This is a genomic window from Paenibacillus sp. AR247 (assembly GCF_002968895.1).
Classification (GTDB): Bacteria; Bacillota; Bacilli; order Paenibacillales; family Paenibacillaceae; genus Paenibacillus_AQ; species Paenibacillus_AQ favisporus.
The window spans coordinates 67,152-80,009 of the sequence record NZ_PCZT01000002.1 but is presented as its reverse complement, the minus strand read 5'-3'; the positions used below and the strand labels follow the sequence as shown (position 1 = coordinate 80,009).

Genomic DNA, 12,858 nt, shown 5'->3' with positions numbered 1-12,858 from the left:
AATAAGCCAAAAGTGTCATGATTCCTCGTCTTGCAATATGCAGTCGGCAAACAAAATGAATTTCGGGATGCGGAAAAACTGTTCCGCCCGGTCCTGGAAGCTGGCTGACGGCAGCGTTCCTTGGTGCAGCCATTTCCGGAACGTTCCGGGATGGATGTCCATCCATTCGCTGACGTCGCTGACGGACAGGTCGTGAACCATGCACAGCCCCGTTAGTATTTTGTTGCTGACAGGCGACCGGGTCAGCGTCCGGCGCATGAAGCGCGAAGAGGATGGCTGACAGATGATCGGGCTTGTGGATGTGACGGTATGATTAAACAGAATGTGATGCGGATAGCCCAGGTATTGGCATACCTTGTCCAAATTCTTTTTTCCCGGGATCCGTCCTTCATATACCCAGGCGCTCACGCTCCGGGAAGAAACCGAAATGTCCTCAGCCAGCTGGGACAGCTTGATATCGTTGGCCATCAGGACGGCCAGCAGCACGCGGTTGCGGATTTGGCAGCGGGATGGCTTGCGAAAGCGTTTGACGCGGATTCCTTTTCCTAAGTATTTGCGATTGATCAGAGACCACGCCTGAATGGAATGCGGTTCTTGTTGTTTAGGCATATTTCCTCCGATGATTTTTCTTAAAATTCTACAATAGTTTCGTCTACGTTTTCAATAGTGCTATCGCCTGTTTCTGCAAGGTCCCGGTTTTCAGCCGAATGACCCGGGAATTTACGGTATCCCGTTGTCAAGTGAATAATAGGAACTATTTTTTCACTTCAACCCCAAAATGCTTCCAATTCAGTCATCAAACTGTTACCGAATTGAAATTGAACTCGCCAGCCGGGAAGGGTACAATGCAAGGGTGCTAGATTACTAGATTCGCGTATCTACGACATCTTAGCCAAATCCGAGAGAAAAAGGTTGGTAGATTATGTTGAAAAAGAAGTTGCACTACTCGAAATGGCTCTTATCATTCCTGCTTATTTTTGGCACCGTCCTTTCGGCAGAAGGAGGGCTGGCTACAGCCGCGGGCAGCACGGCGTCCTCTGTCAAGGCTTCCGTCTTTGTCGCTGTTAATGACAAACTGATCACTTACGACCAGCCCCAGCCGCTTATACATAACGGTACACTGTTTGTACCCGTCGCCTCTACGGTTTCCCAAATGAATGCGTCGGCGAAGTACGCCGCAGGCAAGCTGACCATTTCGCGCGGAAAGCAGGCACTTGTCCTGACGGTTCCCGGGAAGGACGCCATTCTGAAAAACGGAAGAACGCTCGTCTCCCTGCGGAAGCTGACCGACAAGTTCGGCTATCAAATTTCCTACAACGCTGCACAGTCGCTGTACCGTGCGGTGAACAGTTCCGCCTCCTTGACGGACCATCAGCTGGCGCTGAAATACAGCACGTATATCAAGGAACATAAGAAGACGGCTGTCCAGAAGCCTTCCACGGGGAACGGCACGACGGCGCAGCAGGGCAGCAAAGTGATCTACATTACGTTCGACGACGGTCCGAATGCAGGTACGACCCGCCTGCTCGACGTGCTGGACCGCAATCAGGTGAAGGCGACCTTCTTTATGCTGGGTAATAATATCGCTTCGCATCCGTCCGCTGTCCTCAGGATCGTGAAGGAAGGGCATGGGGCCGCCTGCACGGCATGAGCCACCAGAAAAATACGTTCTACGCTTCACCTTCGTCCGCGCTGGGTGAGATGAACACCGATAACGACAAGCTGCACGCCGCTGCTGGCGTTTACACGAAAATGATCCGCCCGCCTTATGGAAGCAAGCCGTATTTTACTCAGAGCTACCGGGATTTGACGGCTTCTTACGGCTACCATCTGTGGGATTGGAACATTGATTCGGACGACTGGCGCTACAAGAGCAATCCGCAGACGATTTATAACAACGTGCTGAGAGATGTGAAGGCCATGAAGAAGAGAGGGGTTACCCCGATCGTGCTCTTCCATGACCAGACGGCGACCACGTCGATTCTGGACAAGCTGATCAAAGCGCTGAAAGCCGAAGGTTACACGTTCAAGCCGCTGACCAACAGCACGCCGCCAGTCAACTTCTGGAACGACAAACGGTAAGACCAATCGCCCTGCAAATCTATGAAATAGGCCCGTGATTAAGAGATGGTAGGAAAGGAGGGGCTGTGAGATGAATCATCTGGCTGTTAACGGCATCAGTGCGGCCGCTGGCGGAATTCTTACCGTTGTATTGGGAGGGTGGGATCAGCTGCTTACGGTGTTTCTGATCACCATACTCATCGACTATGCAACAGGGGTTCTGGCCTCCATCAAGGAAGGATCCGGCTTGGACAGCCAGGTCGGATTCTGGGGTCTTACCCGGAAAGCGCTGATGCTGCTCGTCATCGTCCTTGCGCACCAGATGGACGTGCTGATCGGCAGCGGGAGCGACGTCATCAAGACGGGGGCGATCATTTTTACATGTCCAACGAACTCATATCGATTCCGAAAATTACGGACGGCTTGGCCTGCCTCTGCCGGATAAAATCCGCCAGCTCATCGCCGTTTTGCGAAATAAAGACAAAGGTGACGGTCCCGATCTGTGACGGTTCTTCATGTTTCCTTTCCCTGAGGGGGAGGATATGGTATATTTTTCTCAGTACACTTTTCGAATGGGACAAGGAGCATGATACCATGATTAAGCATATCGTCTTCTTTAAATTAAAGGACAGATCACCGGAAAGTATTGAACGCACCGCCGCGGTCCTCCGCAATATGGAGGGGAAGATTCCGCAGCTCGTATCGATTGAGGTTGGACTCGACGTCATCCATTCGGAACGTTCTTTTGATATCGCGCTGGTGACGGAGCTTGCATCGCTGGAAGATTTGCAGGCTTACCAGGTTCATCCTGAGCACCAGATCGTGATCCGCCACATCAACGAAGTGAAAGACGTATCCGTGAGTGTGGACTACGAATTCTAAAGAATAGGAAGAATGGGACATGAGCGATTTAGAATATCCAATGGAGACCTTATTCCTGCTCATCGTATTTATGCGGCCTTGTTTGTCATGTTATTCTGGCTGAAGCGCCGCGGAAAACGGGACAAATAAATTTCCAACATCATGGAGGTAAGGCCGTGTATTACGTGAACCAGGAACAAATTCAGCGGCGTCTGGAAGCGATTCCGGACATCGTGGAAGCATTGAAGCAGGTTGCCGGGAATTGGGATGGCGGGATTATGTCCGGTTTCGTTCAGGAACGGGCGCTGCATTTGGCCATTGAGGTCGTAACCGATGTCGGCAGCTATTTAATTGATGGATTTATTATGCGCGACGCAAGCAGCTACGAGGATATCGTAGAAATTACGCATGAGGAGCGCGTGTTTGATGATGAAGTGTTTGCCGTGCTGGCTGAGCTCGTCAGTCTCCGCAAACCGTTGGTGCAGGAATATTACGCATGGGACCGGAGAAGCCTGCACAAGCTGACACCGGTCTTGCCGGACGTTCTCGAACAGTTTTCCGTGCAGGTGCGTGATTATTTGAAGCAGGAGCTGGGTGCGTAATCCGGTTCTCCGCCGCAGTGACATAGGTTGTTATTGGCCCGTCCATGGGAATGGACGGGTCTTTTTGTGTTTCTGCAGATTTTTTTTAAAAATAGCGCCCATTTTGTGTCAAGACAACCCCGCCCTGCTTATAATACACCATCAACTAGGCATTAGCCCGGCTGGGCGAAGGGAGTGAAACATCATGGCGGAATGGGGCTATATACTCATCGCTTGCGGATTTATCATGTTCGCTGTTGTGGCAATGATCCTTCTACATACGCTGAGGAGAGTACTGCTGCGGGCGGAATCCGTTCTGGGGAAGGCGGGAGCCGACATGACACAGCTGGCTGCAGAATCCAGGGAGCTGCTGACTCAGGCATCTTCAACACTGTCGCTTCTGCATGAGCGGGTGGAAGACATCGAACCGTTCAGTTCATCGCTGCGGCTGGCTGGCGAAACTTTAACCGGCACGCTGGAGCGGGTGGATTCGATTTCGAAGCTCGTCACCGATTCCGCCATGGAGCGACTGGAGAAAGCCCACCGCGATAACGAGCTTCGGCTCGCGGAAGCGTTCCGTTGGCTGGATGTGGGGCTGTCGGTATGGCACTCCTGGAAGCAGGAGGCTTACCCGCCGGGAACGGTGCCATCAAGCGAAAAGGAGAGATGAGATATGAAGGAAAAGAATAAAAGCCTGCTGTGGGGCGCATTGGTCGGAAGTATTGTAGGGTCGGTAACCGCGCTGCTGCTTGCGCCGAAATCCGGGAAAGAACTGCGTCAGGATATTGCGGAGGGCGCACGCACGGTTGGTGGCAAAACCCAGGAATGGGCCGGCAAGGTGAAGGATACCGCAGGCAACGTCATCGCCGATATCCAATCCTGGCGCAAGTCCAAGGCTGACGGGGAGGAAGCCGGAGAACTGGCCCAGATCTCCTCTTTCTCGGAAGAAACCGCTGGCGAGCCCGATGAGTTCGAAGATCTCGATTTGACCGACGCTGAAGCGAAGCGGGACTAATTTGGAAGCAAGCATGGATTCAGAAACGTAAAACGCAGGCCCACTCCTGGTGTCACCCGGGAGCAGGGCCTGTTTTTCCATATTTTCAGGTGCGATGCCGCGGTTGTCCGAAAAAACGAAATGGGTTAAGATATGAGGTACGTTTTGTTGACGGTTTTCATATGGTAGCTACAGAGAGAAGAAAACGAGAAGGAAGCGGTGTGTTCGTGCAGCAGGCAATCGCAATTTTAGACTCGGGTGTGGGCGGGCTCACCGTGGCCAAAGAGGTCATGAGACAGCTCCCACGGGAAAAAATCATATATTTTGGAGACACCGCCCGCACCCCTTACGGACCCCGTTCGTCCGATGAAGTGAGAAAATTTACGGAGCAGATCGTCGATTTTCTGATCCAATTCAGTCCCAAGACGATCGTGATCGCCTGCAATACGGCGACAGCTGCGGCGCTGGACTATATTTCCGGAAAAGTGCCGATTCCGGTCATCGGGGTAATTCATCCCGGAGCCAGAGCCGCCATCAGCGCGACCAAAACCGGTCAGGTGGGTGTCATCGGGACCGTCGGTACGATTCGCAGCGGGGCCTATACCACCGCGCTTCAGCAGCTGTCGCCTTATGTCAAGGTGGTTAGCCAGGCTTGTCCGGATCTGGTTCCGCTCGTGGAGCAGGGCTTGTTCCGCTCGGAAGAAACGACGGCGATCGTGGAAAGGTCGCTCGCGGGAATCCGCCAATCCGACATCGATTGTCTGATTTTGGGATGCACGCATTATCCCTTTTTGAAGGATACGATTCAGGAAGTGATCGGCAGCAGCGTCAAGCTGATCAGCTCGGCGAACGAGACGGCACGTGAAATCAGCACCATTCTGTATAATCAAGGGCAGCTCGCCAGCCGGGAGGAGAGCCCGGTCCATCAGTTTTTTTGCAGCGGCGACCCCGAAATGTTTAAACGGATCGCAAAGCTGTGGCTGGGGGAGCAAATCCGGCGGACGCCAGTCGTATGGCAGGTCTCCAAATTTGATGAATAAGGATTTTGGATGGTCTCAAATCCGTAAGCCGCCTTCAGGGTGACTTACGGATTTTTTGGATATAAAGAAGTCGCGGCATTCCTATCGTGTGAAAACTCCGTTTAAATGGAGTCTGGCTTCCTTGAGGTTTGGCTTAGAGTGATCGTAGGAACATTTTACGTACATGCCCTTATCATCGATTTCAATTTTTCAACTTATACAGACGCTTTTTTATTTTTTCAAAAAGGACGCAGGGCGTTAGGGATCGTTTTTACCGCATGGGCCAAGCTCACTGGGGCATACAATGTTACGAATGGTGATGATGACTGCGGTCTAGTCCCGCGGAAAGGAACGATGCCATGCAGCAGTATACCGTGAAGAAAGGCGACACCCTGAGACGCATCGCCGCAAGCAAGGGGTTATCGGCGAGTCATATTATCAATGCCAACCCTTGGGCTTCCGACCAGCCCTATTTAATTCCTGGGCAGATTCTGTACCTTCCCTCTTCTCCACGTAGAAGGTATGAGGTTCAGGCCGGTGATACGCTGGACCGCATCGCTGCGGCCTTTCAAACCCGGGAAGAGGCGATCATGGAGATGAATCCCGGCATCTCGCCGCATGTTCTTCCCGAAGGGCGCGTCCTGGTGCTTCCTCCGTCCGAACGGGCGGGTATCGTCCAGCCTCTGGGAGAATACGGTTACCGTCAGTTGAAGGATGATATCCGGCAGTTGGCGGCGTTCTATCCTAAGATCGAAACCGGATCGATTGGAGAGAGTGTCCTCGGAAAACCGCTTCCGTATGTAAAAATCGGGGAAGGCGGCAAACATATACATGTGAACGCTTCCATCCATGCAAACGAATGGATTACGACGCCGTCCGTCATGCGTTTCATCGAGGAATACGTCTGCAGTCTGCAATGCGGGCAGCGCTGGAACGGCTATGATCCCGTGCAGTGGTACCAGCAGTGCACGCTCTGGGTCGTCCCGATGGTCAATCCGGACGGCGTGGAGCTGGTTCAGGAAGGGATTCATCCCGGACATCCGTATTACAGGCAGCTGACGGAGTGGAACGGCTGCCGCCGCGACTTCCGGCATTGGAAGGCCAATATTCACGGCGTGGACCTGGGCGATCAGTTCCCGGCCCATTGGGAGGAAGAGGTGCAAAGGCGGGGCAAACGGTCACCTTCCCCCCGGGATTACCCGGGTACCGCCCCGCTGACGGAGCCGGAAGCGGCGGCGCTGGCGGCCTTTACGCTGGAAACGTCGCCCGATGCGGCCGTATCTCTGCACAGCCAGGGGCAGGAGATTTACTGGAATTACCGCAACTATGAGCCCAAGGAGAGCCGGGAATGGTCAAGGCGCCTGGGCCAGGTCAGCGGCTATCGTCCCGTGAAGCTGGAAGGCAGCGACGCCGGCTATAAAGACTGGTTTATCCAGCATTTCCGCCGTCCCGGCTTTACTGTCGAGGTCGGGTTGGGCAAAAACCCGCTTCCGCTTGAGGATTACGATCAAATCAGCCTGGACGTCGGTTTGATTCTTGCTGAACTCATGTCATTGTGAAAAAATATTGAAACATTTTCAGCAAGATTACGTATGATATGATTAAGGGAGCGGACGCTGTGTTAGGTTTAAGTAGAGACCGGCGATCGTTTCCTTTTTTCGCGCAAGAGCTCGTCCGGGTCCGGATGGATCCGTACTACACATATACATGAAGAGGAGGGAAAGGTATGAAATGGAGAAGACTGCTGTCGCTGCGGCGCTGGTCCCACATGTTCTCCCGGATTTGGCGCTACCTGATGTCACCTCAAGTGGCCATTACGGACAAGCTGCTGTTTCTCGTTCCGGTGGTGCTGTATTGGGTGCTGCCCGACGTTATGCCGTTTATCCCGATTGACGATATAGGAGTCACGATGCTGATGACGGGATGGTTTGTCTCCCGGATGGATAAAAAATACCCTGGTCTGCTGGACAACGGTACGATTCATCCGCCCAAGGGTCCGGTGCGCTGAGGCTTCTTGCCATCCTATATCCGATACTGTACAATCAATAGTTACAAATAGAATGAACTCAAGAAATTTATGTTGAAGAGCTTGGATAAGCTGTTACAACAGGGGTTCAATTCGGAACTTGAGTTCAATCTATACCGTATGTAAAACTGACCTTACCTATAGGAGATGTAGCCGATGAAATGCAAAATTACCCGCAATGCGGCCAAGGTGCTTAAAAAAGAACTCGAGAAGGAAGAAAACCGCGATCTGAAGCTTCGCGTGCTCGTGACTCACGCCCATGGCGACCATGCGCACTACGGCCTGGATATGGACAAGCCCAAGGATTCGGATGAAATCGTCAGCACCGATAAGGAAATCGATGTGCTTCTGGACAAGAATGAGCCGCTTCTTGACGGCGTCAAAATCGACTATTTGTATTTTCCGCAAGAAGGCTTTGTGATCACCAATCCAGCCCAAGGCAATCACGGCGATCACTAAGGCGCTCTATTTCGAACCTGCGTGCAGGGATCTGGTGGAAAATGGTGGATTCCCGGATTGCTGCATAGTTCCGCTCCTTCCATACCATTCTAAGGACGGGTAGGAACTTTGTAGTGAAGGGAGAGCAACTGTTTATGACAACACGTTACGATTCCAGTCTGCAATCACAAAATTCGGTATCCCAGGCTCAAAACGCGGTGGAGAAGCTCCACAACGCGGTTTCCTCGGCTCTGTCCCATCCGACCGGGCAAATGATCGAGCAGGCGCACAACCGTCTGGCTCATACGGAACAAGCCGTACGTCAAGCTGGCCTGGCGGAGAACCGTCAAGCGGTCGAATTGGCTGAAGAAATGCTGGCCGAGGAGAAGAGCCGTTTGGCGTCACTGACGTCCGATGAAGGGAAATCGAATTCGTAGGTTCCTGTCTGAACCCGTGAAGCGCACTGCGCTTTGCGGGTTTTTTGCATGTCATCATTCGGGATTCGGGTCAAATCCATACAGCGGGAGTGCCGACCCTATTGAAAGGGCTTTTTTGGGGCCCGCCCCTGATTATGCTATAATGAGGATTGTCTTCTTTAGTCTCCCCATTATTTCATAAGGAAGGTTGTGAGAGTATGAAGCACATTACCGATTGCACCATCCTGAATAACGGAGTTACGATGCCATGGCTTGGACTGGGCACTTACAAAGCCCAAGGGGACGATGTGTATAAGGCGGTAAAGCTGGCGCTGGAGATCGGCTACCGGAGCATCGACACCGCAAAAGTTTATGGCAACGAGGAAGAAGTAGGCCGCGCGATTGCCGAGAGCGGCATTCCGAGAGGCGAGCTTTTCGTCACGACCAAAGTGTGGAACGACGACCAGGGTTATGATTCTACACTCCGGGCCTTCGAAGGCAGCCAGAAGCGGCTTGGCCTCGAGGTCATCGATTTGTACCTGATTCATTGGCCTGGCAAAGACAAATTCAAAGATACGTGGAAAGCGATGGAGCGCCTGTATGAGGAAGGACAAATCCGGGCCATCGGCGTCAGCAACTTCCACGTTCACCATCTAAAGGATCTGATGCAGGACAGCAGGACGGTTCCTGCCGTGAACCAGGTGGAGCTGCACCCGCGGCTGATCCAGCAGGATCTGCAGGATTTCTGCGGCGCACAGGGAATCCAGCTCGAAGCGTGGAGCCCGCTCATGCAGGGCAAACTTACCGACGATTCGACGCTGGCGGGCATCGCCCAAAAATACGGCAAAACGCCGGCCCAGGTTATCCTGCGCTGGAACATCCAGAACAAGATCGTCACGATTCCGAAGTCGGTTACACCTTCCCGGATACGCGAGAATGCGGACATCTTTGATTTCGAGCTGTCGTCCGACGAAATCAAGAAGATCGACAGCCTCAATCAGAACCGCCGCGTCGGCAGCGATCCGGACAAGCTTCTGTTCTAGCATAATCTTCGATATAAGCAGCAAAAACCCGGACTCACTAAGGAGTTCCGGGTTTTTCATTTTGATTGAGCTTAGGGATCAGGTCATACTGCAAGGTTTCATCGGAGGTATACAGCTCCTTTTTCGCCCGGTCATAGCCGGCACGGCAAGTGCTGACATCAACCGTTTTGCCGGTCTCCAGACTATAGCAGCTGCCATCCTCGAACATGCCGCTTTGGGAGGGAATGTAGAAGCGTTTGCCGTCTGTATAAGCTCCGCTGCGCAGGACCACGAACCGGTCTTGGCCGTCAAACAGGTCATTTCCCATCATGTACTGGGACTTGGCGGAAATGCCCAGCAGGTGCAGGAGTGATGGCGCCATGTCCAGCTGTCCGGCAGGTTTGTCATACACCCCTGCGCCCTCCCCGTCCGGCAGATGAACGAGGAGCGGCACCTCGTTCATGATCTGCTCCATGTCCAAATCGGTCAGCCTTTTGCCCAGAAACTTCTCATAGACGTCTTTGTCCTTCACCGAATTGTCGTGATCCCCGTAGATATACAGGATGGTATGATCCCAAAGGCCGTCCTGCTTCAGCCGTTCCACTAACTGACCGAGCGCTGCGTCCACATAGTGGATCGCCTGCAGGTAATCTCCAAAGACGGTTCCGTCGAACTCGCCGACATTCAGCTCCTGCACGTCGTCCGGCAGCGAGAACGGATGGTGGGAGGAGAGCGTGATCAGAAACGAGTAGAACGGCTGCGGAAGCTGCTCAATTTGATCCATGGACTGCTTGAAAAAGGACTTGTCCCCAAGCGACCAGCCGAGAGGCTCGTCGATATCGTAATCCTTTTTGCTGAAAAACCGGTCGTAGCCCAAGGTTTCGTACATCGCATTCCGGTTCCAGAAGCTGCCGTCATAAGCATGGAACGCATTTGGCGTGTAGCCGTACTCCTTCAGGATCGCCGGGAGCGAGTTGAACTGATGGTCAGCGTAGCGGATGAAAACTGAGCCGTACGGAACCGGATGCAGGGAAGTCTGGGACGAGAAATCCGCATCGGAGGTTCTGCCCTGGCCGGTTTGATGATAATAATGGCTGAAGTACATGCTTTCCTTCATGAGCCGGTTGAAGTTCGGCGTGATTTCCTGTCCGCCGATCTGCTTGCTGATCATGAAATTCATGAATGCCTCGGTCTGGATGACCATGACGTTGCTGCCCTTGTACTTGCCGAACATGGCGTCGTTCTCCGAACGCGTTGTATCTTTATGATCAAACCATTCCTGCACCTTGTCGACTTCGCCCGAAGCGAGCACGGGCTTTGGACCCAAATGCTCTTTACCGAAGCGGTATGCGTCGTATACATGAAAACCGAGCAGCCCGGTTACGTTATAAAGCGAAAGGTTCCACCAATTTCCGGTAAAAAGGCCGACAGCGTAGTAATCGATGTAGAACTTGAGCGGCGCAAACGTTACGACGCAGCCGATCACCAGGGCGGCGATCCCCGATGAGAAGCGGCGAGCGAATCCGGTCCTCCGGGTGGGTGATTTGCCGACCGTAAAATTCAGTGCCCCCCTTGCCGGACTTCGCCATCCTGACGGCTTCCATAACGCGATGACGGCCAGCAGCAGCCAATCCGCGGCAAACCATAGATCGCTCCAATGAAGCAGTGTCATGATGCTGTCCCCGAGGGAGTCCACCTGACTTGCCTGCATCATCACCGTAAAGGTGACCAGATCCTGAAAATATCGGTAGTACACCAAGTCCGTGTACATCAGCGCCGTAAGCAATAGGTTAACGACGATAAGCGCGATCCGCTGCCCGCGCCGGGGAAGCCATAAGGTCCAGAACGATACGAGGATCAGGGATCCGAGGCCGATGAAAAAGTCCAGCGGGTTGAAATCAATTTTGCTGATATGAAGTTTAAAATGGAAAAGAAGCAGCTTATATATCATGAACAGCAAAAATAGGCAGTATGTGAAGTAACGGGAGCGGATGAACCGCCCGAAGCCGCCATTTGAAGCGTGACTGGACATGCTGTATGAGTAGTTCAAATTGGACAACCTCCTGCTATAGCGTTGTAAATAGATCATGATAAGATATACCACAAAACCATATAGGAGCTGTCCAAGTGGACAGCTCCTGACAAAGCGGCAGCGTTTGTTACGAACGGCGGGGCGGAAGAGGCCCCAGGAATTGATAATATTGGCATTCGATGCGGCCGTTGAACAGCTTCCGCCGCTTGTCGGCCTTCCGGCCGAAGTAATGCTCGAACTGTTTGGTCGGGCTTAAGGCAAAGAAGGACCACGTCGGCAGCTGATTGGCCGTATTCCCCAGCGTGCGGACAAGTTTCTCGACTTCGGTCTTCTCGCTGAGCCGCTCCCCGTACGGCGGATTGGTAATCAGGCAGCCGTATTCCCCTTGCGGATGGGCTTTGGAGGCAGGGAGCACCTGAAAATCGATCTCGCCTGCGAGGCCTGCGCTCTTGGCGGCTGCTTTGGCGACTTCGATCGCCTTCGGATCGATATCGCTGCCGGTCAGCTGGAGCGGCTCATCGTCCTGCACCGCATCGAACGCTTCCTCGCGCGCCTCGCTCCACAGCTCCTCGGGAATGGCCGGCCAGTGCTCCGAAGGGAAGGAACGGCGCAGACCCGGCGCAATGTTCCAGCCGAGGAGGGCCGCTTCGATCAGGATCGTGCCGGAGCCGCAGCAGGGATCATACAGCGGCCGCGACGGATTCCAGCGGCTTATCTGCAGCAAAGCGGCGGCCATTGTCTCCTTCAGCGGGGCTTCGGTAACCAGCTTGCGGTATCCCCGCTTGTGCAGGGCCGGACCGGTCGTATCCAGCGTCAGCAGCGCCACGTCCTTGAGCAGATTGACTTCGATGACATAACGCGGACCGTTCTCCTGGAACCAATCGGTATGATAGCTCTGCTTCAACTTTTCAACGATCGCTTTCTTGACGATGCCCTGACAGGCGGGCACGCTGCTGAGCTGGGAGTGGTGGGAGCGGCCTTCCACGGGGAACTCCCCGTTCGCCGGAATCCAGTCCTGCCAGGGCAGCTCCTTGGTCCCTTCAAACAATTCGTCAAACGTCTTGGCGGGGAATTCCCCCATTTTGACGAGGATGCGGTCGGACGTCCGGAGCCACAAGTTGCAGCGGCAAATATCTTTGTAATCTCCGGTGAAATTGACCCTTCCGTTCTCGACTTGAACGTCGTTATAACCTAATTCCTTCAACTCGCGCGCGACGATGGCTTCAAGGCCCATCGGGGCGGTTGCAATCAACTGCAGCTCTGGCATGGTGCGTGTTCAACTCCATTATTCTTGTAGACTACCGTAAAAATTCATACAATGATGGTAGATCCTGCAGCAGCGTTCGGGTGCGGATCTTTGTTCATCCTCACATTATAGGATAATGTAAAGTCAATCACAAACATTTGT

General features: G+C 53.3%; 16 protein-coding genes. 13 read left to right on the top strand and 3 right to left on the bottom strand.

Annotation, left to right across the window (positions count from 1 at the left end; all coding sequences use genetic code 11):
• Positions 1-15: 15 nt before the first annotated feature.
• Positions 16-609, bottom strand: a complete 594-nt coding sequence (locus tag CPT76_RS00710; RefSeq protein WP_076170275.1) for a helix-turn-helix domain-containing protein — start codon at positions 607-609, stop codon at positions 16-18.
• A gap of 313 nt (positions 610-922) precedes the next feature.
• On the opposite strand from CPT76_RS00710, the gene CPT76_RS00705 reads away from it, so the two are divergent.
• The 13 genes from CPT76_RS00705 to CPT76_RS00645 all read left to right on the top strand — a co-directional run bounded on the left by CPT76_RS00705 (position 923) and on the right by CPT76_RS00645 (position 9,439).
• Entirely contained in the window at positions 923-1,651 is a 729-nt protein-coding gene (locus tag CPT76_RS00705) for a polysaccharide deacetylase family protein (RefSeq protein WP_105441600.1), read from the top strand.
• Positions 1,648-2,082, top strand: a complete 435-nt coding sequence (locus CPT76_RS00700; RefSeq protein WP_105441599.1) for a polysaccharide deacetylase family protein — start codon at positions 1,648-1,650, stop codon at positions 2,080-2,082. Before CPT76_RS00705 ends, CPT76_RS00700 begins: the two co-directional genes overlap by 4 nt.
• A 70-nt stretch (positions 2,083-2,152) precedes the next feature.
• Positions 2,153-2,506 carry a phage holin family protein gene (locus CPT76_RS00695; RefSeq protein WP_374954580.1) on the top strand — a complete coding sequence of 118 codons (354 nt, stop codon included), beginning with the start codon at positions 2,153-2,155 and terminating at the stop codon, positions 2,504-2,506.
• 149 nt (positions 2,507-2,655) lie between these two features.
• Complete coding sequence (locus tag CPT76_RS00690; protein ID WP_076170272.1) at positions 2,656-2,943, top strand: Dabb family protein; 288 nt, start codon at positions 2,656-2,658, stop codon at positions 2,941-2,943.
• A gap of 155 nt (positions 2,944-3,098) precedes the next feature.
• The gene (locus CPT76_RS00685) at positions 3,099-3,524 is read left to right on the top strand and encodes a DUF86 domain-containing protein (RefSeq protein WP_105441598.1); all 426 of its coding nucleotides are present in this window, start codon (positions 3,099-3,101) and stop codon (positions 3,522-3,524) included.
• 184 nt (positions 3,525-3,708) lie between these two features.
• Positions 3,709-4,173, top strand: a complete 465-nt coding sequence (locus CPT76_RS00680; protein ID WP_076170270.1) for a hypothetical protein — start codon at positions 3,709-3,711, stop codon at positions 4,171-4,173.
• Positions 4,174-4,176: 3 nt separating this feature from the next.
• On the top strand, positions 4,177-4,518 hold the full coding sequence (locus CPT76_RS00675; protein WP_105441597.1) for a YtxH domain-containing protein: 342 nt from the start codon (positions 4,177-4,179) through the stop codon (positions 4,516-4,518).
• A 206-nt stretch (positions 4,519-4,724) separates the two neighbouring features.
• Positions 4,725-5,537, top strand: coding sequence for a glutamate racemase (gene racE / locus CPT76_RS00670; RefSeq protein ID WP_076170743.1), 813 nt, complete (start codon positions 4,725-4,727; stop codon positions 5,535-5,537).
• Positions 5,538-5,875: 338 nt separating this feature from the next.
• The gene (locus tag CPT76_RS00665) at positions 5,876-7,075 is read left to right on the top strand and encodes a M14 family metallopeptidase (RefSeq protein ID WP_105441596.1); all 1,200 of its coding nucleotides are present in this window, start codon (positions 5,876-5,878) and stop codon (positions 7,073-7,075) included.
• Between the two features lie 167 nt (positions 7,076-7,242).
• Positions 7,243-7,524, top strand: a complete 282-nt coding sequence (locus CPT76_RS00660) for a hypothetical protein (protein WP_105441595.1) — start codon at positions 7,243-7,245, stop codon at positions 7,522-7,524.
• A 174-nt stretch (positions 7,525-7,698) separates the two neighbouring features.
• Positions 7,699-8,001 carry an iron-sulfur cluster assembly accessory protein gene (locus CPT76_RS00655; protein WP_105441594.1) on the top strand — a complete coding sequence of 101 codons (303 nt, stop codon included), beginning with the start codon at positions 7,699-7,701 and terminating at the stop codon, positions 7,999-8,001.
• Between the two features lie 134 nt (positions 8,002-8,135).
• Positions 8,136-8,417 carry a hypothetical protein gene (locus CPT76_RS00650; protein WP_105441593.1) on the top strand — a complete coding sequence of 94 codons (282 nt, stop codon included), beginning with the start codon at positions 8,136-8,138 and terminating at the stop codon, positions 8,415-8,417.
• Between the two features lie 197 nt (positions 8,418-8,614).
• Positions 8,615-9,439 carry an aldo/keto reductase gene (locus CPT76_RS00645; RefSeq protein ID WP_105441592.1) on the top strand — a complete coding sequence of 275 codons (825 nt, stop codon included), beginning with the start codon at positions 8,615-8,617 and terminating at the stop codon, positions 9,437-9,439.
• A 37-nt stretch (positions 9,440-9,476) separates the two neighbouring features.
• On the opposite strand, the gene CPT76_RS00640 is transcribed toward CPT76_RS00645, so the two are convergent.
• Complete coding sequence (locus CPT76_RS00640) at positions 9,477-11,450, bottom strand: LTA synthase family protein (RefSeq protein ID WP_105441869.1); 1,974 nt, start codon at positions 11,448-11,450, stop codon at positions 9,477-9,479.
• A gap of 127 nt (positions 11,451-11,577) precedes the next feature.
• The gene (locus CPT76_RS00635) at positions 11,578-12,717 is read right to left on the bottom strand and encodes a THUMP domain-containing class I SAM-dependent RNA methyltransferase (protein ID WP_105441591.1); all 1,140 of its coding nucleotides are present in this window, start codon (positions 12,715-12,717) and stop codon (positions 11,578-11,580) included.
• Positions 12,718-12,858: the final 141 nt, after the last annotated feature.

Bases quoted from the DNA above. Each gene is read 5' to 3' on its own strand.
- CPT76_RS00655 (WP_105441594.1), top strand. From the start codon at position 7,699: ATGAAATGCAAAATTACCCGCAATGCGGCCAAGGTGCTTAAAAAAGAA.
- CPT76_RS00665 (WP_105441596.1), top strand. From the start codon at position 5,876: ATGCAGCAGTATACCGTGAAGAAAGGCGACACCCTGAGACGCATCGCC.
- CPT76_RS00650 (WP_105441593.1), top strand. From the start codon at position 8,136: ATGACAACACGTTACGATTCCAGTCTGCAATCACAAAATTCGGTATCC.
- CPT76_RS00680 (WP_076170270.1), top strand. From the start codon at position 3,709: ATGGCGGAATGGGGCTATATACTCATCGCTTGCGGATTTATCATGTTC.
- CPT76_RS00705 (WP_105441600.1), top strand. From the start codon at position 923: ATGTTGAAAAAGAAGTTGCACTACTCGAAATGGCTCTTATCATTCCTG.
- CPT76_RS00640 (WP_105441869.1), bottom strand. From the start codon at position 11,450: ATGTCCAGTCACGCTTCAAATGGCGGCTTCGGGCGGTTCATCCGCTCC.
- CPT76_RS00690 (WP_076170272.1), top strand. From the start codon at position 2,656: ATGATTAAGCATATCGTCTTCTTTAAATTAAAGGACAGATCACCGGAA.
- CPT76_RS00700 (WP_105441599.1), top strand. From the start codon at position 1,648: ATGAGCCACCAGAAAAATACGTTCTACGCTTCACCTTCGTCCGCGCTG.
- CPT76_RS00675 (WP_105441597.1), top strand. From the start codon at position 4,177: ATGAAGGAAAAGAATAAAAGCCTGCTGTGGGGCGCATTGGTCGGAAGT.
- CPT76_RS00660 (WP_105441595.1), top strand. From the start codon at position 7,243: ATGAAATGGAGAAGACTGCTGTCGCTGCGGCGCTGGTCCCACATGTTC.
- CPT76_RS00710 (WP_076170275.1), bottom strand. From the start codon at position 609: ATGCCTAAACAACAAGAACCGCATTCCATTCAGGCGTGGTCTCTGATC.
- CPT76_RS00645 (WP_105441592.1), top strand. From the start codon at position 8,615: ATGAAGCACATTACCGATTGCACCATCCTGAATAACGGAGTTACGATG.
- CPT76_RS00635 (WP_105441591.1), bottom strand. From the start codon at position 12,717: ATGCCAGAGCTGCAGTTGATTGCAACCGCCCCGATGGGCCTTGAAGCC.
- CPT76_RS00695 (WP_374954580.1), top strand. From the start codon at position 2,153: ATGAATCATCTGGCTGTTAACGGCATCAGTGCGGCCGCTGGCGGAATT.